22 protein-coding genes are annotated in these 26518 nt (G+C 69.0%); 16 read left to right on the top strand and 6 right to left on the bottom strand.

Going from position 1 to position 26518, the window contains the following annotated elements:
* Positions 1–63 precede the first annotated feature (63 nt).
* Both mycP and eccD read right to left on the bottom strand, forming a co-directional pair.
* Positions 64–1704 carry a type VII secretion-associated serine protease mycosin gene (gene mycP, locus AB0M65_RS28590; RefSeq protein ID WP_364034060.1) on the bottom strand — a complete coding sequence of 547 codons (1641 nt, stop codon included), beginning with the start codon at positions 1702–1704 and terminating at the stop codon, positions 64–66.
* Positions 1705–1727: 23 nt separating this feature from the next.
* A complete protein-coding gene (gene eccD, locus AB0M65_RS28585) occupies positions 1728–3092 on the bottom strand; it encodes a type VII secretion integral membrane protein EccD (protein WP_364034063.1) in 1365 nt (454 codons plus the stop codon).
* A 516-nt stretch (positions 3093–3608) separates the two neighbouring features.
* On the opposite strand from eccD, the gene eccCa reads away from it, so the two are divergent.
* The 5 genes from eccCa to AB0M65_RS28560 all read left to right on the top strand — a co-directional run bounded on the left by eccCa (position 3609) and on the right by AB0M65_RS28560 (position 10900).
* Complete coding sequence (eccCa, locus tag AB0M65_RS28580; protein WP_364034057.1) at positions 3609–7619, top strand: type VII secretion protein EccCa; 4011 nt, start codon at positions 3609–3611, stop codon at positions 7617–7619.
* Positions 7620–7684: 65 nt separating this feature from the next.
* Complete coding sequence (locus tag AB0M65_RS28575) at positions 7685–9637, top strand: type VII secretion-associated protein (RefSeq protein ID WP_364034054.1); 1953 nt, start codon at positions 7685–7687, stop codon at positions 9635–9637.
* Between the two features lie 12 nt (positions 9638–9649).
* Complete coding sequence (locus AB0M65_RS28570) at positions 9650–10012, top strand: hypothetical protein (RefSeq protein ID WP_364034051.1); 363 nt, start codon at positions 9650–9652, stop codon at positions 10010–10012.
* Positions 10013–10245: 233 nt separating this feature from the next.
* On the top strand, positions 10246–10566 hold the full coding sequence (locus tag AB0M65_RS28565) for a WXG100 family type VII secretion target (RefSeq protein ID WP_364034048.1): 321 nt from the start codon (positions 10246–10248) through the stop codon (positions 10564–10566).
* 49 nt (positions 10567–10615) lie between these two features.
* Entirely contained in the window at positions 10616–10900 is a 285-nt protein-coding gene (locus tag AB0M65_RS28560; RefSeq protein WP_364034045.1) for a WXG100 family type VII secretion target, read from the top strand.
* A gap of 122 nt (positions 10901–11022) precedes the next feature.
* On the opposite strand, the gene AB0M65_RS28555 is transcribed toward AB0M65_RS28560, so the two are convergent.
* Together AB0M65_RS28555 and AB0M65_RS28550 are read right to left on the bottom strand one after the other, a co-directional pair.
* Positions 11023–11754 (bottom strand): DUF4333 domain-containing protein, encoded by a 732-nt coding sequence (locus AB0M65_RS28555; RefSeq protein ID WP_364034042.1) that lies wholly within the window; start codon positions 11752–11754, stop codon positions 11023–11025.
* A gap of 56 nt (positions 11755–11810) precedes the next feature.
* Positions 11811–12701, bottom strand: a complete 891-nt coding sequence (locus tag AB0M65_RS28550; RefSeq protein ID WP_364034038.1) for a hypothetical protein — start codon at positions 12699–12701, stop codon at positions 11811–11813.
* A 274-nt stretch (positions 12702–12975) separates the two neighbouring features.
* Here AB0M65_RS28550 and rplM point away from each other — a divergent pair, with 274 nt between their 5' ends.
* From rplM to AB0M65_RS28520, 6 genes are all read left to right on the top strand, one after another.
* Entirely contained in the window at positions 12976–13428 is a 453-nt protein-coding gene (rplM, locus tag AB0M65_RS28545; RefSeq protein WP_101612195.1) for a 50S ribosomal protein L13, read from the top strand.
* Positions 13429–13442: 14 nt separating this feature from the next.
* On the top strand, positions 13443–13955 hold the full coding sequence (rpsI, locus tag AB0M65_RS28540; RefSeq protein WP_364034034.1) for a 30S ribosomal protein S9: 513 nt from the start codon (positions 13443–13445) through the stop codon (positions 13953–13955).
* A gap of 169 nt (positions 13956–14124) precedes the next feature.
* A complete protein-coding gene (gene glmM / locus AB0M65_RS28535) occupies positions 14125–15459 on the top strand; it encodes a phosphoglucosamine mutase (RefSeq protein ID WP_364034031.1) in 1335 nt (444 codons plus the stop codon).
* An 84-nt stretch (positions 15460–15543) separates the two neighbouring features.
* On the top strand, positions 15544–15852 hold the full coding sequence (locus AB0M65_RS28530) for a type VII secretion target (RefSeq protein ID WP_364034028.1): 309 nt from the start codon (positions 15544–15546) through the stop codon (positions 15850–15852).
* Positions 15852–18299, top strand: coding sequence for a hypothetical protein (locus tag AB0M65_RS28525; protein ID WP_364034025.1), 2448 nt, complete (start codon positions 15852–15854; stop codon positions 18297–18299). Before AB0M65_RS28530 ends, AB0M65_RS28525 begins: the two co-directional genes overlap by 1 nt.
* A gap of 20 nt (positions 18300–18319) precedes the next feature.
* Complete coding sequence (locus AB0M65_RS28520; RefSeq protein ID WP_364034022.1) at positions 18320–18808, top strand: hypothetical protein; 489 nt, start codon at positions 18320–18322, stop codon at positions 18806–18808.
* Positions 18809–18812: 4 nt separating this feature from the next.
* Here AB0M65_RS28520 and AB0M65_RS28515 read toward each other — a convergent pair whose 3' ends face one another.
* Positions 18813–19745, bottom strand: a complete 933-nt coding sequence (locus AB0M65_RS28515; protein WP_364034019.1) for a cytochrome P450 — start codon at positions 19743–19745, stop codon at positions 18813–18815.
* Positions 19746–19760: 15 nt separating this feature from the next.
* On the opposite strand from AB0M65_RS28515, the gene AB0M65_RS28510 reads away from it, so the two are divergent.
* The 5 genes from AB0M65_RS28510 (at position 19761) to AB0M65_RS28490 (ending at position 25234) form a co-directional block, all read left to right on the top strand.
* Positions 19761–21470 (top strand): fatty acyl-AMP ligase, encoded by a 1710-nt coding sequence (locus AB0M65_RS28510; protein WP_364034016.1) that lies wholly within the window; start codon positions 19761–19763, stop codon positions 21468–21470.
* Entirely contained in the window at positions 21460–21765 is a 306-nt protein-coding gene (locus AB0M65_RS28505) for an acyl carrier protein (protein ID WP_364034013.1), read from the top strand. The genes AB0M65_RS28510 and AB0M65_RS28505 overlap by 11 nt, the downstream gene beginning before the upstream one ends.
* A 139-nt stretch (positions 21766–21904) precedes the next feature.
* Positions 21905–22219, top strand: coding sequence for a hypothetical protein (locus tag AB0M65_RS28500; protein ID WP_364034010.1), 315 nt, complete (start codon positions 21905–21907; stop codon positions 22217–22219).
* A complete protein-coding gene (locus tag AB0M65_RS28495; protein WP_364034007.1) occupies positions 22216–24642 on the top strand; it encodes a hypothetical protein in 2427 nt (808 codons plus the stop codon). Before AB0M65_RS28500 ends, AB0M65_RS28495 begins: the two co-directional genes overlap by 4 nt.
* Before the next feature lie 28 nt (positions 24643–24670).
* Positions 24671–25234 (top strand): hypothetical protein, encoded by a 564-nt coding sequence (locus AB0M65_RS28490; RefSeq protein ID WP_364034004.1) that lies wholly within the window; start codon positions 24671–24673, stop codon positions 25232–25234.
* Between the two features lie 289 nt (positions 25235–25523).
* Here AB0M65_RS28490 and AB0M65_RS28485 read toward each other — a convergent pair whose 3' ends face one another.
* Positions 25524–26348, bottom strand: a complete 825-nt coding sequence (locus AB0M65_RS28485; protein WP_364034001.1) for an alpha/beta hydrolase — start codon at positions 26346–26348, stop codon at positions 25524–25526.
* Positions 26349–26518 lie beyond the last annotated feature (170 nt).

The following is a 26518-nucleotide window of genomic DNA, read 5'->3' as shown; positions in this document are numbered from 1 at the left end:
GCGCTCTGGGCGGCTCGGTGCGCGGCCGTGACCAGAGCGCACTTAGCCCGCGAAACGCAGGTCCTACGGGGTCTTGCGGCCAGGGGAGGTGGCGGGCCGGTTGCGCCGGACCGAGTGCACCACGAACAGCGTGACGAGCAGCGCGACCAGGCCTCCGCCGGTCCCGGCGAGTGCGACGATCATCGGCGCGGAGTCGCGGTCGTTCGAGGCCGGCAGATCGTTGGGCAGGGGAACCGCCTTGGCCTTGTCCGCCTCCGACGGCACGATCGCCGTCAGCGCCGCGATCGGGTCGATGACCCCGAAGCCGACGAAGTTGTCCCGCCCGCCGGGGGCCGCCGGGTGCTGGGCCGTCGCCTTGATCCGGTTCATCACTTCACGCGCGCTCAGGCCCTGGAACTTCGCGCGCACCAGAGCCGCCACGCCGGCCACGTAGGGGGCGGCGAAACTGGTCCCCTGGATGGCGCCGGGCTGGCCGTTGCCCTCGATGGTCAGGTTGGCAAGGCTGCTCGAACCGGCGGCGGGGTCCAGCGAAATGATCTTGGTGCCGGGCGCGGCGACGCTGACCCACGGTCCGTTGACGCTGAACTGCGCGACACCGCCGGTGTCGTCGATCGCCGCGACGGAAAGGACGTCGTCGGAGAACCACGGCGGCGTCACGATGATCTTGGGGGACTTGGGGTCCGGCTGGTCGTTCTGCGGGCATTTCTCGCCGACGTTGCCCGCGGCCGCGACGACGACCACGTCGTGTTCGACGGCGTGGTTCACGGCCGCTTGCAGCTGCTTCTCGCCTTCGGTGATGCCACCGTCGGCCGGACGGCAGTTGTCGACCGACATGTTGATCACCTTGGCGCCCTTGGCGACCGCCCTGACCACGGCCTGCGCGAGCGTCTTCAACGTCCCGGCCTTGTTGCCCTGCTCTTGCTGCCTGCCGCCCTTGTCCTGACCCGGCGCGGTTCCGCCGACAGCGCCGTTCCCCTGCGAAGACGGCGGGAGCTGCGACCCTCCCGGCTGACCGGCCGAGGAAGACGGCGGAGCGGAGTTCGACGCCGGCGGCGCCGCTTCCTGCTTCTTCTCTTCGTAATTCTGGCTCGACTGCCGGATCGACAGGATCGTGGCGTCCGGCGCGACTCCCCGGAACCCGGTGGTCGCATCGGGTGGGCTGGCGGCGATGATCCCCGCCACCTCGGTGCCGTGGCCGTCACAGTCTTCGAGCCCGGCCGGCTGGCCGTTGGTCGGGTTGGCGACGTAATCGCCCCCGGACTCGACCGGGTTCTTGAAATACGGATGCGGGGTGACGCCGGTGTCGATCACGGCGACCTTGACGTTCTTGCCGACCGAGCCGGTGGCGCCGCGCATGAGCTTGTGCACCTGTTCGATCTGCAGGTACTCCTGGCCCCACGGGCGGTTCTTGATGTCGACCTGGTCGCCGCCGAGCTTGCTGCGCTGCACGCACTGCGTCTTCTGCTCGTAGCTCTTGTCCGGCTGGCCGTTGTCCTGCGGCAGCTTGGATTTGTCCACCGGTGGTGGAGTCGCGAAGAAGCCACCGGCGTCCGGTGCGACGCTGCTTTGCTGTGCCCATGCGGGAAGCGCCACCGACGCCGGCGAGAGAACGCCGATACCGGCCGCCAGCAGTACCACTCCGGTACGTCCGGCGACGCCGAGGTGGCGGACGCGCGTCCCCCTGGACTTCCGCGCTGCGGCCATCAAAGCATCATCCGATCGGGTCGTCACTTGAAGTTGAGGTGGCGCAGCGTCGTGTAGAGATCCATGACGCCGAGCGCCAGCGGAAGCACCGTCGCGATGAAGACGGCCTCGAAGATCTCCACGGTCCGTCGCAGCGGCGGAGAGAAGCGCTGGTTCGGGAAGATCACGCCGACCACGAGCGCGCCGGCGCCGATCAGCAGCAGCGCGCCGAACACGAACAGGACGCGGTTCAGCGGGCTCGCCGACCACATCCAGCCGAGCAGGATGCCCGTGCCGGACACCATGCCGGTGGTCAGCAGCGCGATGGCCTGCGCGCCGTTCGCGTACGCCCGCGCTCGCAGGAGCAGGACCAGCGTGGCGACCACGCCGAGGATCGGGCCGAAGATCGAAGGCGACGTCGAAGCGATGATCGCGAACAACGCCGTGGCCGCGCCGCAGCCGGTCAGGAGACCGGTCATGTACTCGTGGGCGACCGCGGTGCGGCGCTCGATGGCGCGGTAGTCCGGGAAGCCCGAGTCTTCCTTGAGCTCTTCGGCGCTGCCGGGGACGTGCGGAGTCGGGAGGCTCGCAAGCTTGATCGTCGCGCGCGGCAGGATCGAGATGCACGCCAGCGAGAACGCGGCCGCGCCGGCGGCGATCCCGGCGATCGGGGTGTCGATCAGCGTCGCGGCCAGAAAGGTCAGCGCGGAGATCGTGGCCGTCGTCGCGGCGGCGATGAAGGTGGTGATCCCGTGGCCGATGACGAGGATGCAGACCGCCGCCACGATGATCACCAGAGTGCTCGCGAGCAGCAGGTTCGCCCACAGCGACAGCCCCGGCACGATGTAGAACCCGCTGACGAAGGCCAGCGGCAGGCCGCCTGTCGCGGCGACCAGGACTCCGGTCGCCTCGGCCTTGTAGGCCTTGGCCAATGTCGCGCCGATCGCGACGCACGCGATCGCGCCGATACCGCCGGCGATCGCGGCGGCGAGTGCGTTGCCGCCGTAGAACGAGCCGCTGGTGAAGAGTGCGATGGCCGCGAAGAACAGCGCCAGACCGCCCGCGATGTGTCCGAAGCGGCGCGCCGTCTCCTTGGTCCACGGGCGGAAGCTGTCGGGAGACGACTCGGCGATCGCGTCGACGACGTCGTCGTACAGCGGCGGAGGCGGGTTCTCGTTGCGCTTGCGCAGCTGCAGCAGTTCGCCGTCGACGACGCCGAGGGACGCGAGGGTCCGGCTCGGGTCGAGAGGCACGTCGCCCAGCTTCGCCAGCGCCCAGCCGCCATGGCGGGCGCCGCCGTCCGGCGTCGCCTCCTTCGCCATCTCCAACAGCATGGGCAGCAGGTCCGCCACCGCGACGTCAGCCGGCAAAGCCACGTCGATCCGGGTGCGTGGCGCGACCACCGTCACCCTGCTGAATACCGTCGTGCCCGTTGCCACTGCCTTCCCCCTGCCCTGAGAGTCTGCTCCCGGGGGAACCTATACCGAAGCCGGGTGCCCACATCATCGACTGTCGGAAAAAGACCGGCAAAAGTAAGACAGCCGACCTCCCAGGGCCCCTCTCGCTGTCGACGGCACGTGCGTTTAGCGGCCTAATCGCGAAGCCTGGGAGTCCTGGGGCCGCTGCCGCCGGAGTGCGTTTAGCGGGCTAAACGCGAACCGGGGGAGCTCGGGGCACCCGGAGGCTCGCCTGGCGCCGGAGCGCGTTTAGCCCGCTAAACGCGCGCCGGGGCGCCCCGGAGCCGTGCGGGTTCGTTGGGGAGTGTCGGTCCCGAGCCCTACACTCCCCGACATGCGTATGGCTCCGGTCGGGGCCGTTCTCGGCGTTGTCCGGATTTTCACCGGTGACGTTCGATAAGTTGTCTCGCGCACCAGTACGCGCACCAACGGTGGCCGCCATCGTCGAGTTTGAAGAGGGGTCCTTCGATGAGCACGCTGCAGTTCAAGAAGTCACCGCGCCTGGCGGCCCCGCGGCCGCCGGGCGGCGAGGTGCATCTCGAACCGCCGCCAGAGGTGCCGCGCACCATCCCGGGCAACATCGTCATGAAGCTGCTTCCCGCGGTGATGATCGTCGGTTCACTTGGGATGATGGTCTTCATGTTCACCTCGGGTGGGCGCAACAACCCGATGATGATGGTCATGGGCGGCATGATGGTCCTGAGCACCGTCGGCATGATGGCCGGCGGCGCGGGCAAGGGCGGCGGCGCCAAGAAGGCCGAGATGGACGAGGACCGCAAGGACTACCTGCGTTACCTCGGCCAGATGCGTGACAGGGCCCGTGAGGCCATGGTCGACCAGCGCGCCGCGCTCGAATGGGTCCACCCCGACCCGCAGACGATGTGGTCGCTCGCCGCGAGCCGCCGGATGTGGGAACGCCGCCAGAACGACCAGGACTTCCTCCACCTCCGCGTCGGCCGCAGTTCGCACCGCCTCGCGACGCGGCTCGTGCCGCCGCAGACCGGCCCGGTCGACGAACTGGAGCCGATCGCGACACTGGCGCTGCGCCGGTTCGTCCGCGCGCACTCGATCGTCCCGGACCTGCCGACCCAGATCACCCTCCGCGGGTTCGCCGCGGTGAGCATGCAGGGCGACCGCGGCCTGACCCGCGGTCTCACCCGCGCGATGCTGGCCCAGCTGGTCACCTTCCACAGCCCCGACGACGTCCTCATCGCGATCGCGACGGCAGGCCGCGCCAAGGAGGAGTGGGAGTGGGCGAAGTGGCTCCCGCACGCCCAGCACCCGGCGCTCGCCGACGGTATCGGCCAGCTGCGGATGATGGCGGGCTCGCTCGCGCAGATCGAGCAGTGGCTCGACGAAGAACTCCGTGACCGCCAGCGGTTCTCCCGCAACGCGACGCCCGCACCGGACCAGCCGCACGTCGTCATCATCGTCGACGACGCGGAGGTCACCCGCGAGGAGCAGATCATCCTCGAAGAGGGTCTGGTCGGCGTCACCCTGATCGACCTTTCCGACTCCATCGGCAACCTCGCGGCCCGTCGTGGCCTACGCCTGGTCGTCGAAGAAGACCGTCTCGGCGCGCGCAGCGCCGGCGGCGTCGAGTGGTTCGGCCGCCCGGACACGCTCAGCGTGGTCGAGTCCGAAGCGCTCGCGCGGCTTCTCTCGCCGTACCGCGTCGGCACGGCCGCGCAGGACGCCGCCGAGGAAGAGCCGCTGCTGTCCAACCCCGGTCTCCTCGAACTGCTGGGCATTCCCGGCGACCCGATGACCTTCGATGTCCAGCAGGCCTGGCGGCCGCGGCCGGTGCGGGATCGCTACCGCGTCCCGTTCGGGGTCGGCGAGTACGGCCAGCCGGTCGAGCTGGACATCAAGGAAGCCGCGATGGAGGGCATGGGCCCGCACGGCCTGTGCATCGGGGCGACCGGTTCTGGTAAGTCGGAGTTCCTCCGCACCTTGGTGCTGGGCATGCTGGCGACGCACTCTTCGAGCACGCTGAACTTCGTCCTCGTCGACTTCAAGGGTGGTGCGACGTTCATGGGTCTGGACGCCGCGCCGCACGTCTCCGCGGTCATCACCAACCTCGCGGACGAGGTCACGCTGGTCGACCGGATGAAGGACGCGCTGGCCGGTGAGATGAACCGGCGCCAGGAGGCGCTGAAGAACGGCGGTAACTTCAAGAACGTCTGGGAGTACGAGAAAGCCCGTGAGAACGGCGCCGACCTCGACCCGCTGCCCGCGCTCTTCATCGTCTGTGACGAGTTCTCCGAACTGCTGGCCGCGAAGCCGGACTTCATCGACCTGTTCGTCGCCATCGGACGGCTGGGCCGGTCGCTGCAGATGCATATGCTCCTCGCGTCGCAGCGGCTGGAAGAGGGCAAGCTGCGCGGTCTCGACTCGCACCTTTCCTACCGCATCGGCCTGAAGACGTTCTCCGCCGCGGAATCCCGCGCCGCGATCGGCGTGCCCGACGCGTTCGAACTGCCGTCCGTACCCGGTGGCGGTTTCCTGAAGTACGACACCTCGACTCTGGTCCGCTTCAAGGCTTCGTATGTTTCGGGTCCGTATCGGCCCGCGGGCATCAAAGCGGCCGGTCCGGTCGCGACGGTGGTGCGAGCCGACAAACGCCCGCAGCTGTTCGTCCCGGACTTCGTCGAACTGCCGAAGGAACCGGAGCCGCAGCAGATCGAGGCCGCGCCGGTGGAACAGGCCAAGCCGGAGGAGGCCGTCGAGCCCAGTGAGCTCGACGTGATCGTCTCCCGGCTGATCGGCCAGGGCCCGCCCGCACACGAGGTCTGGCTGCCGCCGCTCAAGGAGCCGAACTCGCTCGACACCCTGCTGCCGAACCTGAACCCCACCGACGACCGCGGCCTGTCCCCGGTCGGGTTCTTCGGCAACGGCCGGATGCAGGTGCCGCTCGGCATCGTCGACCGCCCGTACGAGCAGCGCCGCGACCTGCTCTGGGCCGACTTCTCCGGCGCGGCCGGGCACGGGGTGATCGTCGGCGGTCCGCAGTCGGGCAAGTCGACCATGCTCCGGACGCTGATCATGTCGATGGCGCTGACGCATACCCCCGAAGAGGCGCAGTTCTACGCGCTCGACCTCGGTGGCGGTACGTTGGCCGGTCTTCAGGGCCTGCCGCACGTCGGTGGCGTCGCCGTCGCCCGGCGCGAGCCGGACAAGGCTCGCCGGATCGTGGCCGAGCTGACCACCCTGCTCACCGAGCGGGAAGGCCGGTTCGGTGCGCTGGGCATCGACTCGATGAACGAGTTCCGCAACCGGAAGCGGCGCGGCGAGATCAAGGTCGAAGACGACGCCTTCGGTGACGCCTTCCTGATCGTCGACAACTGGAAGGCACTGCGGGACGACTTCGACGAGCTGGAGGTCTCGATCACCAAGCTCGCCACCCAGGGGCTTTCCTACGGCGTGCACGTGTTCATCGCGGCGAACCGGTGGGCGGACATCCGCCCGGCGATCAAGGACATGATCGGTACCCGGTTCGAGCTTCGCCTCGGTGACCCGAGTGAGTCCGACATCGACCGCCGGGTCGCGGTGAACGTGCCTGCCGGCCGCCCCGGCCGGGGTCTGACCAGGGACAAGCTGCACCTGCTCACCGGCCTTCCCCGGATCGACGGATCGAGCAATCCCGACGACCTCGCCGCCGGTGTCGCCGACGCGGTGGCGAAGATCAAGGGCGCGTGGCGTGGCCGCCCGGCGCCGCAGGTCCGCCTGCTGCCCGAGATGGTCACCTACGACGAGGTGCTCGGCATCGACACCAAGCGCAACACGAAGCTGGTGCCGATCGGCGTCAACGAGGAAGACCTCCAGCCGATCTACCTCGACTTCGCCGCCGATTCGCACTTCTACGCGTTCGCGGACGGCGAGTCGGGCAAGACGAACCTGCTGCGGCAGATCACCCGAGGGATCACCGAGCGGTACACGACGCAGGAAGCGGTCGTCATCCTCGTCGACTACCGGCGCACGATGCTCGGCTACGTCGGCGGCGACCAGCTGCTCGGCTACGCGGTTTCCGCCGCGCAGCTGGAGAGCATGATCAAGGACGTCCACGGGTCGATGACCCGGCGGCTGCCCGGCCCGGACGTGACGCAGGAGCAGCTGAAGACCCGGTCCTGGTGGACCGGTCCCGAGCTGTTCATCATCGTCGACGACTACGACCTGGTCGCCACGCAGACGAGCAACCCGCTGAAGCCGCTCGCCGAGTTCCTCGCGCAGGCGAAGGACGTCGGTCTGCACGTCATCGTGGTGCGCCGCAGTGGTGGTGCGGCACGGGCGATGTTCGACCCGATCCTCGGCAAGCTCAGGGAGATCGCGGCGCCCGGTATGGTCATGAACGGCTCACGCGACGAGGGCGCCCTCGTCTCCAACGTGAAGCCGAGCCAGATGCCGCCGGGCCGAGGCAATCTCGTCACCCGGAAGCACGGCAAGCAGCTCATGCAGGTCTCGTGGATCCAGCCGGACTGACCTCCCGCGGAACCAGGTGAGGTCCGGGCTGGGTTTGGGGTGACGACGATCTGCGGGAGTGGCTTGTGACTGTGCGGGTAGCGGTGGACTTCGGGACATCGAGCACCTGCGTAGTCGCCTCGATCAACGGTCGCGAACCGCAGGTCGTCGTGGTGGACGGGCAGCCGCTGATGTCGTCGGCGGTCTACGCCGCGCCGGACGGGACGCTGTTCGTCGGCCAGGAGGCGGAACGGCAGGCGGCGGTGGACCCGTCGCGTTACGAGCCGAACCCGAAGCGCCGGATCGACGAGGGCGATCTGCTGCTCGGCGACAACGTCCTGCGCGTGACCGACGTCGTGAACGCCGTGCTCAAGCGCGCGGTGACCGAGGCGCGCCGGCTCGCCGGTGACGCCGAAGTCGAGCTGCTGGTCCTGACCCACCCGGCCGATTGGGGCGCGACCCGCACCCGGCTGCTGCGGCAGGCGGCGGGCGGGCTCGCGCGTCAGGTCGCCCTCGTGCCGGAACCGGTCGCCGCCGCGGTCTACCACGCGGCGACCTTCGCGCCCGCCGACCTCAATTCCGAGCGCACGGTCGAGTTCAGCGGCCGCCCCGGCGACGCCCTCGCGGTGCTGGACCTCGGCGGCGGCACCGTCGACGTCTCCGTGGTCCAGCGCATGCCCGGCAGCCCGGCGGATCGCAGTTTGCCCGCTAAACGCGCAGGGTTCCAGGTGCTGGCCACCCGGGGGGATCCGAGCTTCGGCGGGGCGGACGTCGACCAGGCGCTCCTGGAGCACGTGGGCTCACTGGTGTCCTCGGTCGACCCGCCGGAATGGCGGAAGCTGGTCGAGGGCCGCGAGCTCACGGACCGGCGACGTCGCCGCGTGCTGCGCCAAGACGTCCGCGGCGCGAAGGAGACGTTGTCGCGGCACGCGTACACCGACGTCCCGATGCCGCCGCCGTTCGCCGACGCCCACGTGACGAGGGAGGACCTCGAGCGGCTGATCGCGGGCCCGCTCGGCCGCGCCGTGGAGCTCACGGTGGCCGCGATCGGCGATTCCGGGCTGCGGCCCAAGCAGCTGACGGCGATCTTCCTCGTCGGTGGGTCCAGCCGGATCCCGATGGTGTCGCGGCTCGTGCACGAGCGGACCGGTGTCGTGCCCACGACCTTGGATCAGCCCGAGACCGTGGTCGCCCGCGGCGCACTGCGCGCCGTGCTGATCGACCCGGACCGGACAGGTTCCCTCGCCGGTTCCGCCGTCTCCCGCGTCGGTACCCCCGCCCCCGCGGAACGGCGCCCCGAGGCCCCACGCGCCCCGTTCCCCCCGAATCCGCACCCGGGTGCCAATCCGCACCCGGGTGCCCCGCCGCCACAGATCGCGTTTAGCCCGCTAAACGCGCCACGCCGGCAGGGGCCGCCCTCGCCGCCGATGGGGCAGCAGCCGTGGCGGCCGGGGGAGCCGCCCCGCGAGGCGAAGCCCGCCGAGCGGGGCGCGAAGGGCAAGAAGACGCCCTGGATCATCGCCGCGGCCGTGGTGGTCGTGGCGGCGGTCGTCGGTGGGGTCCTCTTCGCGGTCAACAGCGGGGAGAAGGAGCCGGAAGGCCGGACGCTCGCCCAGTACGACTACCGCTTCATCGCCCCGATGGACTGGACGCAGACCGACGACCGTGTCGCCGACCGCCAAGTGGTGATCCACCCGAGCGATTCGCTCACCGGGGACGACCTCGTGGTCGCCGAGGAGTTCGTGATGGACTACGACGCGTCCGCCGACCGGCAGAAGCTCGTCGACGAGCTCGCGAAGCTCGCCTCCACCGACCCGCACCAGAAATACAGCGGCTTCAACGGTTCCGCGAACTACGCCGACAAGACCGTCATCTACTACCGCGAAACCAAACCGAAGGCGCGCGTCGACTGGTACGTCCTCGCGCAGGGAAAGATCCGCGTCCACATCGGTTGCCAGTACGGCACCGGCTCGCCCCTCGAACAGCGGGTGAGCGCGGCCTGCGAGCAGGTCGTCAAAACGATGGTGGTCGTCAACTGAAGGGGGAGGCGCATGCCACCCGAACCCGAGACCGCCGCTGAGAATTTCGCGCGCACAGGGCGCGACGCGGTCACCTACGCCCGTCAGGTCTCCCGCACCGCCAAGGCGCGGTACGAACGCAGACGGAGCGAGAACGCCGAACTGGCGAAGCAATTCGGCAAGGGACGGCTCGCGGGCGAGGAGACCGCCCCGACCCCCAGCGCTCTGCGCGACAGCGCGAAACGGTTCCGCGCGAGTACCGGTCTCCCGGTTCCCGCTCTGCCCTCGGCCGCCGATCTGGTTCCCCTTCGGCCGGAACCGGTGGCCAAGCGGCCACGTGTGGGTGACGACGATGAGGACTTTTCGCAGTCGCGAATCATGATCCGCGGCGAATGACCGGCTGCTGTGCGTTTGCGAAATGCCGTGGTGAAAGGCCTTTTCCCGGCGCGATTCGCGACCAGTGAGAGCGTACGGAGCGGCTGGTTCCCGCTGGGAGCGTTCACGCAAGCAACTACTTGAAATCAAACGGCGACAAGGGGGAACCGAACATGGCAGGGTCTCCGTCGTAGGTCCGTACCAAACGAACTTCACCAAGTACGGATAACCCACGAACGAAGGGGGAAGCTCCCATGGCTGGCGGTTTTACCGGGAACGTTGAGCAGTTCACCGAGGCGGAGAAGCGAGTCACCGAGGTTCGCGTCTCGATGGACCAGAACTTGGGCAAGCTTCGTGACAACATCCAGGCCACCCAGGCCGGTTGGTCCGGCGACGCGGCGATCGCGTTCGCCAACGTGATGAAGCGCTACGACGAGGCGGGCCAGGGCCTGAACAAGGCCCTGCAGAACATCGGCGAGCTGCTCGAGCAGGCCGGTTCGAAGTACAACGCTTCCGAGCAGCAGCAGCAGGAGCTCATCAACTCGGTCAACAAGGGCTTCGGCGTCCTCGGCTGATCTGGCGTTTCAACGAATACCTGGACTTTTTTAATCACTGGAGGATCACATGTCCGAGATGAAGGTCTCTTACGCCGTCATCCACACCGCGGCTGACGACTGCAAGGCCACCGGCGGTGAGCTGGAGTCGCTGTTCGGTCAGCTGAAGAGCGACCTGGCCCCGCTGGTCAACACCTGGCAGGGTGACGCGCAGACCTCTTACCTTGCCGCGCAGCAGGAGTGGGACAACAAGTTCGAGGAGCTCAAGCAGCTTCTCGCGCAGGTCGCCGGCGTGCTGCCGCAGCTGGCCGACGGCTACCAGTCCACGGAGCAGGGCGTCACCGGCCTGTTCTGAGTCTCACGCTCCAACGAGCAGCGGCGGGCAGGCATCTCCGGATGCCGAGCCCGCCGTTTCGTTTGTGCGAAAGAAAAAGCCGCGGCGGGAATCCCCGCCGCGGCTGTCGTTTCACCGGTGTGTCAGTGCGGCGCGCCGACCTCGAATTCCGGCGTCGTGTTCAGCACCCGGACGGTGACCTTCTTCTGCTGTCCCGAAAGATCGATGGAGCAGTCGAACGTGGTGCCGTTCTCCACCGGTTCGCCGGAAGGACATTGCACGTTCTTCACATCCGGTTCCCCGTAATGCTCGTTGAGCACGCGGACGACCCCGTCTTCCACCGATTTCTGGTCGAGGGAGTCCCCGGCGAACGCGCCGAGCGACCACGCCCCGACACCACCCGCGATCAAGACGGCGGCGGCGATTCCGCCGATCAGCAAAGTCTTCTTCGCTACCTTCGGCTTTTTTTCGGTTTCGCCACCGAACGCGCCGAGCCCGCCGTACTGCGATGACTGTGCCGGCTGTGCGGGCTGGAAGCCGCCGCCGTACTGGCCTGGCGGGGGATTCTGTTGCTGTGCTTGCCAATCCTGCTGTCGCGGCGCCGGGTACTGCTGCTGTGCGGGCTGCTGCCAGCCGGTGTTCGGGGTTTGCTGCCACGGCCCGGAAAACGACCCGGTGCCGCCCGGCTGGCCGGACTGCTGCCACTGCCCGGTGTAGGAACCGGTGCCCGCCGCGCCGGGATCGGTTTGCTGCCACTGCCCGGAATGCGGTCCGGTGGCCTGTCCCTGCTGCGGGTTCGCGGGATTCGACGGCGGCTGCCACCACTGCTGCGGCTGTTGTGGTTGCTGCGGCTGCTGTTCGGGCGGCTGGCTCATCGGTGGTCACCTCGGGACGTCGAGAAGTTCACGGTGTCGGTGCGCTCGGCCATGACTCAGGCACCGTTCAAAGCGTCGAGGCGGCGGTAGAAGTCGTCCCGGGCGGCCTTGTCGGGCAGCACGGTGATCTGCGCCGCGTCCGGCAGCTTCGGCATGTCCTGCGTGGTCGCCTTGCCGCTGAACCGGAAGTCGTACCGCAGCTCGATCTTGTGCCCGCCACCCTCGATCTTGGCGTCCATCACGATCTGGTTCAGCGTGCCGTCCGCGTTGAGCGACACGGTGGTCGGGATCGGCGCCTTCTTCATCTCGTCGGTGATCGCGTCGCTGATCGACGTGGGCAGGATCTCCACCCGCCGCTCGAGGAACTTGCCGAACGGGACGTCGGCCGTCAGCTCTGTCCGCTTCTCGGGAAGGCTCTTGGCGCCCTTCACGACCTTCTTGTCCGCGTTGTAGGCCAAGGCGGTGGCGTCGGCCATTTTGCAGGCGGTGATGATGCCGCTCCACGCGCAGGGGATCGCCAGCCCGGCTTCCGGTTTGGGCATCGAGATCCACGGTGTCGGGGCGAGGCTCTTGTAGGCGGGCCCGAGATAGGCGTACTCGACGGCCCCGTCGGCGGGGGTGTACCAGTCGATGCTCTCGTCCGGGTTCTTCTGCGAACGGTGACGGCTGACCCGGCTTTCCGGCGAACCGGTGCGGGCCGACGAGATCGTGGAGCGGATGTACTTCTCGTCGAACCGGAAATAGGCGCCCGACTCACTGGTGACATCCCGCTGGTCGCCGATGGTGTTCTGCAGCTTGTTCATCGCCGCTTCGAACTTCGTGCCGACGTAGGTCGCCGCGTCGTCGCCCTTCGGCACGGCGGTGCCCGCCCGCGCCTGGCCGCACGCGGTGGTGAGCGCCAGTACGGCGCCCAGCACGCACAAAATGGTCGTTGGCCGTTTGTTCATCGCCGTTCCCCTGATCGAGTCCCCGCGCGCGGTGCGCGTCCGGATCGTCTCATCCTCTCCCGCGAAGGACGATGCCGTGGGCGGTTCCGCCACACCGGCGGGGTACAGTTCCAGTGCGCCCGCCGGGCGCCGGCCCTAGTATGGGACCCCGGACCTACCCCGCTTCGCAGGCGGGTCGGGCGTGGGGGTATCTTCATATGTCGTTGTGCGCTGCGGCGCGTAAGCGCTAGGCCCGCACAGAAACCACACGCAATGTTGACGACGAGGTAGACCCTTGCCCACGTACAGCCCCAAGCCCGGCGACGTCACTCGTGCCTGGCACGTGATCGACGCCGAGGATGTCGTGCTCGGCCGGCTCGCGACCGAGGTCGCCACGCTGCTGCGCGGCAAGCACAAGCCGACCTTCGCCCCGCACGTGGACACCGGTGACTTCGTCATCATCGTCAACGCCGAGAAGGTCGCGCTCACCGGTAACAAGCGCGAGCAGAAGTTCGCCTACCGGCACAGCGGTTACCCCGGTGGCCTGCGCAAGCGCTCCTTCGGCGAACTGCTCGACACCAAGCCCGAGCACCTGCTCGAGAAGGTCGTCAAGGGCATGCTCCCGAAGAACAAGCTCGGCCGCGCCCAGGGTAAGAAGCTCAAGGTCTACGCGGGCCCTGAGCACCCGCACGCCGCGCAGCAGCCGCAGGCGCGCGAGATCACCAAGATCGCGCAGGTCGCGCAGTGAGTGAGGAACAGTCTGTGACCAGCACCGAGGAGACCGCGACCGAGGCTGTCGAAGCCGTCGCGACCACGGAGACCCCCGCGGTCGGCGACGCCGTCGCGACCAGCGAATCCCCGGCAGGCGCTCGCCCGTCGCGCGCCGCCGGTGGCAACGCCCAGACCGTCGGCCGCCGCAAGGAAGCCGTCGTCCGGGTGCGCGTCGTTCCCGGTACCGGTGAGTTCAAGCTCAACGGCCGCACGCTCGCGGAGTACTTCCCGAACAAGGTGCACCAGCAGCTCATCCGTGAGCCGCTGGTGACGGTCGACAAGCCCGACTCGTTCGACATCTTCGCCAACCTGCACGGTGGCGGGATCTCGGGCCAGGCCGGTGCGCTCCGCCTCGCGATCGCCCGTGCGCTCGTCGAGGTCGACGCCGACGACCGCCCGGCACTGAAGAAGGCCGGCTTCCTGACCCGTGACGCTCGCGCCACGGAGCGGAAGAAGTACGGCCTGAAGAAGGCCCGTAAGGCTCCGCAGTACAGCAAGCGCTGATCGCGCCTCTGGCGCAACCCGCGGAAGCGCCCATCCGTCTCTCGGATGGGCGCTTCCGTGTTTTCGGGACGCAGCGCGTTTAGCCCGCTAAACGCGCTCCCGGGGGCGCGGGGGGACGCGGGTGGGGGCTCGCTAGGTTGTCGTGGTGGTTTTTCAAGGAGGTCGACAGATGGCTCGTCTATTCGGTACCGACGGCGTACGTGGCCTCGCCAACGAGGAACTGACCCCGGAGCTGGCGCTCTCGCTCGCCGCCAGCGCGGCGCGTGTCCTCGCCGCGCACGACCGCTCGCACCGTCCGGTCGCGGTCGTCGGCCGTGACCCGCGTGCCAGCGGCGAGATGCTCGAGGCCGCCGTTGTGGCGGGTCTCACCTCCGCCGGTGCCGACGTGCTCCGTCTCGGGGTCGTCCCGACGCCCGCCGTCGCCTACCTGGCAGGCGTGCTCGAAGCGGACCTCGGCGTGATGATCTCCGCCTCCCACAACCCCATGCCCGACAACGGCATCAAGCTGTTCGCGGCAGGCGGGCACAAGATTCCCGACGGGATCGAAGACGAGATCGAGGCCGGTCTCGCCGCTCCCGTCACCCGCCCGACCGGCATCGGCGTCGGCCGCGTCAAGGACGTCGCCGACGCGGGTGAGCGCTACATCCAGCACCTGCTTTCGGCCACGCCGCACCCGCTCGCGGGCCTGCGTGTCGTCGTCGACTGCGCGAACGGCGCGTCGGCGGTCGTCGCCCCCGAGGTCTACCGCAAGGCAGGCGCCGAGGTCATCTCGATCCACGCCGAGCCGGACGGCGTGAACATCAACGAGCACTGTGGGTCGAATCACCCGGACGCGTTGCGCGCGGCCGTCGTCGAGCACAACGCCGACCTCGGGATCGCGCACGACGGCGACGCCGACCGCTGTGTCGCCGTCGACGCCGCAGGTGAGCTCATCGACGGCGACCAGATCATGGCCGTCCTCGCGCTCGCACTGGCCGAGTCCGGCGAGCTGACCAAGAACACCCTGGTCGCGACCGTGATGAGCAACCTCGGCCTGCACCTGGCGATGCGTGCGCACGAGATCAACGTCGTCACGACCGCCGTCGGCGACCGCTACGTCCTCGAAGAGCTCCGCGCGAGCGGGTTCGCGCTCGGCGGCGAGCAGTCGGGCCACGTCGTCCTGCCCGCGCACGCGACCACCGGCGACGGACTCCTCACCGCACTGCGGCTGATGAGCCGCATGGCGGCCACCGGCAAGTCGCTCGCCGACCTCGCCGCCGTCATGAACCGCCTGCCGCAGGTGCTGGTGAACGTCCCCGTGGCGGACAAGGCAGCGGTCGCCGTCTCGGCCGCCGTCCGTGACGCCGTCGGCGCCGTCGAGGCCGAACTGGGTGAGGAAGGCCGCGTCCTGCTGCGCCCGTCGGGCACCGAACAACTGGTCCGCGTCATGGTCGAGGCCCCCGCGCACGACACCGCACAGGCGGCCGCCGACAGGCTCGCGGGAGTCGTCTCCTCCGCCTCGTAAGGTCTCTCACGATCTTCCCAACCGGCTGCGCCCGCGTTACCGGCCCGGTACATTCCGTGTGCGTATACCTAGGGGAGGGTGACGGTGACGGGCAACGGGCACAAGGTCGATCCGGCGCAGCTGAACGAAGCCGCCAAGGTTTTGCGGGACCTGCCCAAGCAGGCCTGTGAAGGGCCGATCGGGGCGGTCGAGCAGATCAACGTGAGCTCCGGCAGTTTCGGTCCGGCGCACGGGGACTGCTTCTCCGGCTATTCCGCGAGCATTCAGCGACTGGTGAAGTGCGCACGCGGCTACCTCGCGGCGTCGGACGAGTTCGGCCGCAAACTCGCGGCGTCCAAGGACCTCTATCAGTCCAATGAGGACGCGAACGCCGCCGAGATGAGGAAGCACTGATGGGCCTCGGAGATGTCGGCGGAGACGGTCACGACATTCCCAGCCGGGCCGAAGTCGAAAAAATCCTCAACGACCCGAACATCGATCGGGACACCAAACGCGAACTCGCCCTCGACTACATCGACTACATCGAGGACGAGAGCCCGGAAAGCTGCGGTTTCGCCAGCGAAGCCGACCGGAACGGTTTCCGGGACTACATCAAGTCCATGAACGGTGACTGGATCACCGAGAGCGACATCAACGCGAACGACGCGCCGATCGAGGAAGTCCAGAAGGCCTACAAAACCGCGCACGAGAAGTACGACGCGAACCAGGCCGCGGGGCGGCAGGGCGATCGCGACGCGCTGAACAAGGACGCGGCGAAATCCCAGGAGATCGCCGGCCGCGCCACCGAGACCGACCCCGGCTGCGCGAATTCGAACGACATCATGGTCCCCGGCCTTTCCGGGTTCAAGGTCTACGAGATCTTCCACCCGCTCTACGTCCGCGCGCTGAGCTTCGCGGGTGGCGGCGCGGCCATCGCACTCGGCGAACTCCAGCGGCTGTACCACGAGCAGGACAACATCCCGTTCAACCTCTTCAAGGCGAGCGCGGACGAGCTGACCGCGGTCGGCACGGCCGTTTCCGGTTCATCGCAGGACGTCTCCGGGAAGCTGGGGAATTCACTCGGCACCTGGGAAGGCCCCGCGGCCGATCAGGCCCGCGCGTACCAGAAGGCCTACACGGACAAGAACGGAAAGGTCGCCGAGGCGTTCAAGGCGGCGGGCGACGGACTTCTGCGGACCAACGCCTCGGTGGGCCGGTTCTGCCGCGAGAAGGTCGACTGGCTGCAGAAGTGGTACACCGACAAGATCGGCGACGCCACGGCGCAGGACATCGAGCGGATCATACGGATCGCCGACGGTTCCTGCAGCCAGAACGACATCATCCACTGCGTCAAGTTCCTGAGCATCGACGCCAAGAACGCCTTCAACGACGACTGGGGCGACATCGACCAGAGCACCATCGACGAGGTTCTCAAACCTCAGGCGGTGGCCTGGCTGAAGGATGTCTTCCTCGCCTGGTTCGGCAAGCACATCGAGAACTTCCAGCTGGTGTGCAAGAACACCCGCGACGCGATCAACGGCGCGTGGAAGGCGTACGCCGAGTCGGTCGGCAAGGTCGAAGAGAATCCCTACGCGGACTTGGGCAAGACCCCGGAGACGGGCGGCGAAAAGCCCGTCGAAAAGGGCGGTGGCGGCAAGGACACCGGTGGCGGCGGCCCGTCCTCCGGTGGTGGAGGCCCGTCGTCCGGTGGCGGGCAGAAGCCGCCGCCGAGCGCGGTCGAGTACATGCAGCCGGAAAAGCCCGAAGTGCCGGGGCAGGAGAAAAACCCGGTCACGGACAAGCCGCTCGACATCGACCCGGCGACCGGGGAGCCGTATCCGATCGACCCCCGCACGGGCGAGGCGATCAAGGACGGCACCCAGCCCGAGACGATGACGGTCGAGCAGGGCGACCGCAAAATCTCCATGGCCGAACCCGGCGCCGACGGGAAGATGGGTATCTCCGTCCAGGACGGCACCGGTCAGGCCAAGGACTACGACCTCGACTTCGGCGACGGCAAGGCCACGCCCGGCACCGGCGACGCGGCAGGCGGGCCCGTGCACTCCGGCACCGCCGAGCGGCTGGACCAGCAGGCGGCCTCGCGTCCACTCGCCGTCCCCGGGCAGGTCTACCAGCCGGGTCCCGACGGCAAGATCCACATCGAGGACGGCGGCCTCAAGATCACCGCGGAACGGCCCAGCGGCCCCGACGGGCCGACACTGGTCACCGTCGACGACGGGTCCGGGCATCCGTCGAAGTACACCTTGGGCGAAGACGAGCCCGCGGGCGGCCGTCACGCGAGTTCGGATCCGGCACCGCAGGCCGCCGGAAGGCACGCCGCCGATGGTGCCGCGGCCCGGCCGGTCGACGAGGTCGCGCGCCAGCAGGCCGAGCAAAGCGTTCGACCGCACGACGCGACGTCCGGCGGTGTCGGCGGTAGCGCTCCCGCCGCGGAGACCTCTCATCAGCCCGAACCGGTGTCGGCGGCCGCGGACAGCGGCTCCGAATCGACTACCGCCCAGTCGTTGAGCAACCCCTTCGACGGTGACGACAACGGCCTCGGCGACACGTCGGATCCCGCCGGAACCGGTGGCGGCGCGTCCGCCCCCTCGACGCCGTCCGGGCTCGGTGCCGCTCCCGGCGGGGGCGCCCAGGATCCGGCCGCGGCCGGATCGGGGATGATGGGTGGCATGGGCATGATGGGCGGCGCAGCGGCCGGAGGCGGGCAGGGGTCCGGTGAAGACCAGCAGCGCACGTCCAGCGGATACCGGGTCGACGGCGGCCTGTTCGACACCGCGACGACGACGGGCAGCCGGATCAGCGGGTCGCTCGACGACGACGGCGTCATCGGCTTCCGCTAGCGGGTCAGGGGAGGGGATCAGTGAATCCTGAGGAGGATCTCGCCAGACTCCGGCACAAGCTGGCCGGGCTGGAGCGCGAGAACGGCGACCGGATGTACCTGGTCGACAACCGGGCAACCAAGGCGATCGAGGAGACCCAGGCCGCGGGCGACAAGCTCAAGCAGGAGACGAGTGCGGCGCTGGCCGCGCGTCTCGAGCAGAAGCGGCGGGCGGAGGCCGCGGGTGGCTGGGCGACCGAGTCGACCGTCGGCGAGAAGGTCGAGGACGACGGCGACTTCGGGTTCGAGGAAGACGAGTCGGAGAACGAACGCCGTGCCGGGTACCGGGCCGCCGACGAGCCGCCGGTCGCGTACCGGCCTCCGCCGCCGACGCCACAGGCCCCTCCGCCGCCTCCGGCGCCCGCTCCGGTTCCCGCTCCGGTTCCCGAGGAACGTCCGGCCGGGCGGCATCGGCGAGCGGCGCGGGGCGACGACGACGATTTCGCCGAGACCGATTGGCTGGCGACCTGAGCCGTCAGGTTCGCAGCGTCACGATGGCCCGTTCGACGCCGTGGAAGACGGCGTGCGTCTTGTATCGCACGTCTTCCACGACATGCTCCGGGGACAGGATCTCGGCCAGCGCGCGCAGCGCCGCCTCACCCTCGGCGACCGCGACTCGCGAGCCGGGGCAGGTGTGGCGGCCGAGGCCGAACGCGAGTTCGTCGCCGGGGCCCAGCGGGATGGCCAGCTTGTCTCCCGTCGTGAAGTCCTTGCCGGACAAGAAGAACGGCGCGGTCACGCGGCGGGCGGCGAAGCGAGTCGGGGCGACTTCGTGGATCAGGCCGCGTACGTCGTCGAGGACGTCTGGACGGCGTAGGAGTTCGAGGCCGGCGAGGGCGAGGAAGTTCATGGAGTTCTCGTACGCGGCATGGGCGAGCATCACCGGCGTGATCATCAGTTCGTCTTCGGTGATCCGGCCTGCTTCGTGTGCTTCGCGGAGCAGCGCCAGCCCGCCGCCTTCGACGGCCGTCGCCTTGAGGAAGAACATCGCGACCCGCAGCGCGGCCGTGTCGGCCCCGCCAGGGCCACCCGACCAGACGTCCAGGTTCGCGGCCGTCTCGGACAGATTCGTCAGCAGCTTCTCGCTCAGCGGCTCCGCCGCGCCGAGCGTCGCCGCCGTCACCCTGGCCGCCACCGGCCTGGCGAAGTCGGCCACCAGGTCGAACCGCTCACGCGCCTTTAGCGGGCTAATCGCGCTCCGGAGGTCAGCGAGCACCGGGTCCGGCAGGGGCTCCACCAGTGCGATGACCTCCTTGACGACCGCGCGCAGCCGTCGATGGTCCGCGCCGTCCATCAGCAGGAGGTTCGGCGTCTCGGCGGCCGTGCCACCCGGGTTCGAGCTGAGCTCCCGGTCGCGCAGGGCCTTGACGCGGTCCGCCGGATCGTCCAGCACGAAGAAGTCGTCCACCTTCGTATGATGCCCATGCCGCGGCCGGAGGATGTGCCAGTGCCTTCAAAACCGTCACCAGAAGTGCCCGAAGAAGTGCTGCGGACCCCGCTCATGCAGCGCCTGCTTCAACGCGCCGACGTCGATCGCCCGGCTTACACGCACCTCGACCTCTCGAATCGGCACGAACCCGTCGAGGACACGCTGACCTGGGCCGAGCTCCTCCTCCACGTCCGCGCGGTCGCGGCGAGGCTCCGCACGCTGATCCAGCCGGGGGACCGGGTAGCGATCACCGCGCGGCAGGACCTCACGTACGTCGTCGCGTTCTTCGGCGCGCTCTATGCCGGAGCCGTCGCGGTGCCGCTGTCCGCGCCGGACGTCCGCGCGCATCGTGAGCGGCTCGTCGGGGTCCTGAACGACTGCGACGCCGACATCTGGCTCACGTCGGAAGCCCTGGTCGAGCGGCTCACCGAGTTCGCCGAGGCCGAACCTGTCCCGAAGCCGCGCGAGATTGTCGCCGTCGACACCCTGCCGCTGGACCCGGCGGATCGCTCCTCGCCCGCGCCGGTGTCCCCCGAGGACCCCGCCTACCTGCAGTACACGTCCGGAACGACGCGATCACCCGCCGGTGTGATCATCACGCATCGCGCCTTCTCGGCCGCGTGCTGGCAGATCTGCGACGCCTACGACGTCCGCGAGCACACCACCTGCGTCGGCTGGATCCCGTTCTTCCACGACATGGGGCTGGCGCAACTGCTCGCCGGGACGATGCACGCCGGCGGCCGGACGGTGTTCATCGCGCCACTGGAGTTCATCCGGCGCCCGGAGCGCTGGCTGCTGCTGATGTCGGCGTATCCGAACACGCTCACCGCGGCCCCGAACTTCGCGTATGACCTGGTGGTCGAGGCCGTCCCCGAGGCGAAGCGGGCCGAGTACGACCTCTCGACGGTGTCGATCGCGCTCAGCGGCAGCGAACCGGTCCGGGCCGCGACCGTGCGGCAGTTCCTCGCCGCGTACGAACCCCACGGCTTCCCGCGCGGCGCGTTCCGGCCGTCCTATGGCCTGGCCGAGGCGACCGTCTACGTCGCCAGCGGTGACGCGAGTGGCCCTGTGGTGACCGAAGTGGACGGTCGTGAGCTCGTCGAGATCGGCTGGCCCCGCGGCCAGCGGGTCCGGGTCGTACCCCCACCGGAGCGCGTTTTGCCCGCTAAAGGCGCGACGGGCGAGATCTGGGTGAAGGGGCCCAACGTGGGGGCCGGGTACTGGCGGCGTCCCGAGCTGACGGCCGAGGTGTTCGGCGCCGAACTCGACGGTGAAGGCGGCTGGCTCCGCACCGGCGACCTGGGATCGATCCGGGACGGCAGGCTCTTCGTCACCGGACGCCTGAAGGACCTGATCATCATCGACGGCCGCAACCACAGCCCGCACGACATCGAGGAGACGGCCGCCGCCGCGCACCCTGTTCTCGGTGCCGACCGGATCGCCGCGTTCTCGGTCGACCTCGACGACGGCGAGGGCGTCGTCGTGGTCGCCGAGCGCGCGCGGAAGGCACCCGCCTTCGACGAGCCAGAGGTCGCGCGCGCGGCCACCCGCGCCGTCGCCGAGCGGCACGACGTCCGGCTCAAGGCGTTCCTGCTCGTGAAACCCGGCGGGCTGCCGAGGACCTCCAGCGGCAAGGTCGCGCGTTCCGCGGCCAGAACGCGGTACTGGACGGCGGATGGGACAGAATCCCCCCATGGCAGCTGACGGGAGCGAGTACGTCGACGAGATCAAGACCCTCGTCTGCGAGACCTTCGACGTCGATCGGGACACCATCGACGAGAACACACCCTTCGCCGAAATGGGCGTGGACTCGCGGCGCCGTGTCCGGCTCCTGGCGACGGTCGAGGTGGAGTTCGGCGTCGACCTCGACCTCGACGAGCTGGACCGGCTGGTCGACATCCGCGGCGCGGCGACCGTTCTCGCCGAGGCGATCGAAGCGGGCGCGAAGCCCCGAAAACGCGGTCTACCAGGCTTCTTGCGTCGAAATCGTTTGAGTTAGCAAAGGTGTGAATGTTCCTGCGACCTCGGTGACCGGTGGGTACATTCTTGTGTGCATATGCGACGGCACCTGATGCCGCCGGCGTGCGTCGTAGGTAGGACAACGAGGCGGATACAGCGGGACGAAGGGGGCACCGGTCATGCCGGACGGGGGCTACAAAGCCGATTCAGAGGCGATGCTCACGGCGTCGACGTCATTGGATCGCGCGGCTGAGAACACGACGTCCGAGGCGGGGAAGGTCGGGCCGACCCAGGTGCAACCCGCGGACTTCGGCCGCGTGCACAAGGACCACCAAAAGGGCTACGCCACCGGGATCCTCGCCATCTCCGACGCGATGAAGGGCTACGCGGGCCAGCTCACGCAGCTCGCCGGCGGGGTCAGCACCGCGTCGACCCGCTACACCTCATCCGAACAGGCGAACGCCGCGGCTGCCAACAAGGCGGGGACGCAATGAGCAAGTACACGTGGGAGCAGAAGCAGGCCCTGCTCAAGGACCCGTACATCACCCAGGGCACGAAGGACGCGCTGCTCTTCGGCGGGGACAAGGCCTACGAGAAGGCCATCGCCGAGCGTGACTCGAACGCGGCCGCGGACAAGCGGCAGGCGGCCGCCGCCGACAAGGCGGACAAGGACCTCGACTCCATGTCCCGGCCCGCCGCGGGTGGTTCCACGACCAAATCCGACCAGGTGCTCGACCTCGGGAAGCCGACGCTGGACTTCTTCTCGGAGTGGTCGGACCAGGTCTGGAGCAAGATGCCGGACAAGCCGTTCGAGATCAACTACAAGACCGACATCTGGGACAAGTTCCACGAGAACCGCGAGATCAACTTCCAGGCGATGTTCGACGAGGTCGAAGACCTCACCGACGCCAAGAAGGCCGTCGAGCAGACCAGGACCGACGCGACTTCAGCGCTGACCACGCTCTTCCACGACTGGAAGGGCGAGGGCGCGACGGCCGCGAAGGTCAAGTACGAGCAGCGCATCCAGCCCGACGCGGAAGAACTTGTCGCGCAGATGGGCGGCGCCATCAAACTGGTGCCCTCGACCATCGACAAGATCTACAGCGCGCTCAAGCTGAAGGTCGACGAGACGCTGAAGCTGCGCGTCGACAAGGTCGCCACGGCGCCGCTGTACATCGCGAAGCAGGTCGTCGAGGTCGCGAACGGCAAGGTCGATTCCAAGGCGAAGCTCCTCGACATCGCGTACTGGCTCGACTCGCAGTGCCCGGGGAACAACCTCGCGTCGCGGCTGCGTGACGACGACTGCGGTCTGAACGACGGCAACAAGGATTACGCGATCGGTGCCGCGAAGCAGTGGCTGAAGGGTTCGTTCGCCAAGGAGTTCGGCGAGCGGTACGACAACTTTCAGAAGCTCTGCAAGAACGCGACCGACACCATCAACACCCAGTACCACGAGCTTTCGCGGTTCATGGAGGACTACAAGAATCCGTTCCCCGCGGCCGGATCCGAGAAGCCGCCTGCCGAGAAACCGCCTGCCGAGAAGCCGCCTGCCAAGGACGACAAGGGCGGCGGCGGTACTCCACCCGGTGGTGGCGGCGGGACCCCGCCCGGTGGCGGGGGTGGCACTCCGCCCGGTGGCGGTGGCGGTACCCCGCCGTCGGCGGATGTTCCCGAGGCGCCGAAGCCGGAGGACAAGCCCGCGGACGGGACGAACCCGGTCACCGGGAAGCCGCTGGAGATGGACCCCGAGACCGGCAAGCCGTATCCGATCGACCCGGCGACGGGTGAGGCGATCAAGGACGGTATCGACGGTCAGGACACCATGACCGTCGAAAAGGGCGACAACAAGATCGAGATGACCGAGCCGGATAAAGACGGCAAGATGGACATCAAGGTCGACGACGGCAAGGGTCACGAGAAGGACTACAAGCTCGACTTCGACGACCCGAAGGGCGAAGACGGCAAGCCCGGCGAAGAGGGCAAGGACGTTAAGGGCGGCAGGGACGGCAAGGACAAGGACGGCGATTTCGGTCCGCAGGGCGCGGTCAAGGAAGGCGAGCCCGGCGCCGACGGTGTCTACCGGCCCGGTCCGGACGGCAAGATCCACATCCAGGACGGCAACCTCAAGATCACCGCCGAGCAGCCGCAGGGCCCGAACGGGCCGACCGTGGTGACCGTCGACGACGGCAAGGGTGAGCCGACCAGCTACACCCTTGACGAAAAGGGTGAGAAGAAGGAGCTCAAGCCCGGCGACGTCATCAAGACCGACGACATCAAGGACAGCAACGGTCTCGACGACCGGAATCCCGGCAACCCGCAGCCCGGCAAGATGGACGACGTGCGCACGATGCCGGCTCCGGCCGATGGCTTGGCGGCCGGTGGTGGCGGTGGCTTCAGTGCTCCGGGCGGCGTCGAGGTCGGTGTCGGAGTCGGTGGCGGCGAAGGGGTTCCCGCGGAGGCTTCCGCTGGAGGCTCGGCGGGTGGTGACGGCACCGCGCCGACCGCGAGCGGCGGTGGCGGGGGCGGCAGCTTCGAAGGCGCGCTCGGCGGTGTCGGCGATGGTGGTTCGGCCGGGTCACTCAACGAAGCCGGTTCGCTGGAGGCCGGTGCGCAGTCCGCCGGCGGTGCGCAGCCCGCCGCGGTCGACGGTGGTCTCGGCATGGCGCCGGGCGGTATGGACTCGGCGCCCGCCGGCGCGGGCGCGGGAAGTGCGGCCGGCGGTATGGGCGGCGGCATGATGGGTGGAATGGGTGCCATGGGTGGCGCGGGCGGTGGTGGTGGCGGGGGCGACACGCAGCGTGGGTCGAGCCAGTACCGCGTCGAGGGTGGCATTTTCGAGACCAGTGGCGCGGGCGGCCGGATCAGCGGTTCGCTCGACGACGACGGTGGCGACCGTTCGATCAGCTACGAGCGATGATCGGTAGCCGGGGAATGAGGGAGAACCGATGAGCGCTGTTGACCGGCTGGCGGCCGCCATGTCCAGGCAGGACGCCGCCATCACGGAGCAGGCGGAGCAGCGCGGGCTGCGGGAGCGGCATCTCGCCGAGGCCAAGGCGCAGGCGGTGGAGACCATGCAGAAGGACGCCGCCGTCCACGACAAGTACGCCGCGCACATGCAGGAACTGGGGAAGCGGAGCAAGGAGGCCGGCGGCTGGCTGACCGGCAAGACGACCGCCGACCGCAACCACACGATCGGCTTCGACATCGAGGACGAAGAGAAGCCGGCTGACCGGTTCGCCGAGTTCGGCGGACAGCAGGGTTTCGACTCGTCGCGGCCGGCGCCGCCACCTCCGCCGCCGATGGCGCCACCCATGCCGCCTCCGGTCGCGCCGGGCGTGCCCGGGCTGCCGGCGACGGTGGACCTCCCGCCCGCGGCCCCCATGCCCGCCGCCGGGGCACCCGTCGCACCTGACGCACCCGCCCCCGCACGTCGTCGAGGTCGTCACGCCCGCGACGACAAGGGCTTCGACGACGACGACTTCTCGAACAACTCGTGGATGGTCGACTGACCCCCCGCACGCACTTCCGGGCCCGGCTCACTCGTGAGCCGGGCCTTCTCTTTGCTCCGCTCCGCTCGCCCCCTGACGTGCGTTTAGCGGGCTAAGTGCGCTCCGGTGCCCTGGCGGCCCAGCTCGACTTTCGCGGGCTAAGTGCGCTCCGGCGCCGCGGCACCCGCCCTCGCCCCGGAGCGCCTTTAGCGGGCTAAACGCGACGCGTAGGCATGCTAAGTAACTGGGTGTGGGGGCTAGGGCCCAGAGCGCGATTAGCCCGCTAAACGCGGGTCGGCGGGGTGCGGGGTCAGGCGGCGGGTTCGTCCTGGAGCTCGATCGGGGCGCGCTTGACGTCGGCGTCCAGCAGGGGCTGGTACTTGGTCGTCCCGGTCAGGTGGGTGAGGAAGAACGCGGTGAACAGCGCCCTCGTCAGCTGCTGGGTCCCGCGATGCGGTTTCCCGTGCAGCAGAAGCTGGCTCCAGTGCCTGCCTTCGGTGACTCCGAGGTGCGACGACTTCCCGAGCGTCCGCAGCTGCACCGGCCCGCCCCACGCGTCCGCGATGGCCTCGGCGTGCCCGATCGGCGGCGCGACCAGGTCCTCGCTCGCCGCGAGGTGCAGGCCCGGCGCGGACACCGACCGCGCGGACACGGTCGCCGGCGGCAGCGTCTGGGCGGGAGTGATGGTCGCGACAGCCTGGATCCGCGGCCGTTCGTCGTTCTCGGCAGCCTGCGCGGCGGCCAATACCGCCGAGCCGCCTCCGGTCGAATGCCCCGCGAGGCCGAGCTTCGCCGGGTCGACGCTGATGCCGTCTGGACCGAGGCGGACCGTCGTGATCAGGTCGAGCGTGGTCAGCAGGTCGCCCGCCAGCAGCCGGTGCGACGGCAGCGGCCCACGCTGGGTGGCCGGGGCCGCCGCGACGATGCCCCAGCTCGCGAGGTGCCGCAGCAGGTGCCGGTAGCTCCCGGTGGGCTGCAGCCAGCCGTGCCCGAACGCGATCGCGGGCAGACCGAGCCCCGAGCGAGGCGTGAACACGACACCGGGCAGTCCGACCAGGGCGAGGTTGCCGCGCAGGACGTCGTGCGGACCTGGGTGGGACAGCTCCGCGAGCAGCTGCTTGGGCTTGCTGGCCATGGTCGTGACCTTACTGCCCGCGCCCCCGTCCGGCCCGCGCGCCGCCCCGCCGTGCGCCTTTAGCGGGCTAAACGCGCTGCTTAGCCTGCCTACGCCGTTGCCCTTCACACGGCCTCGTGGTAGTGGGCCGCAATATACAGATATCGCCAGAGTGTCGCCGACAGGCGGAT

Source organism: Amycolatopsis sp. NPDC051071, assembly GCF_040682875.1.
Lineage (GTDB): Bacteria > Actinomycetota > Actinomycetes > Mycobacteriales > Pseudonocardiaceae > Amycolatopsis.
Note: the sequence above shows the minus strand (reverse complement) of the source record. Positions and strands in the feature narration are given on the sequence as shown.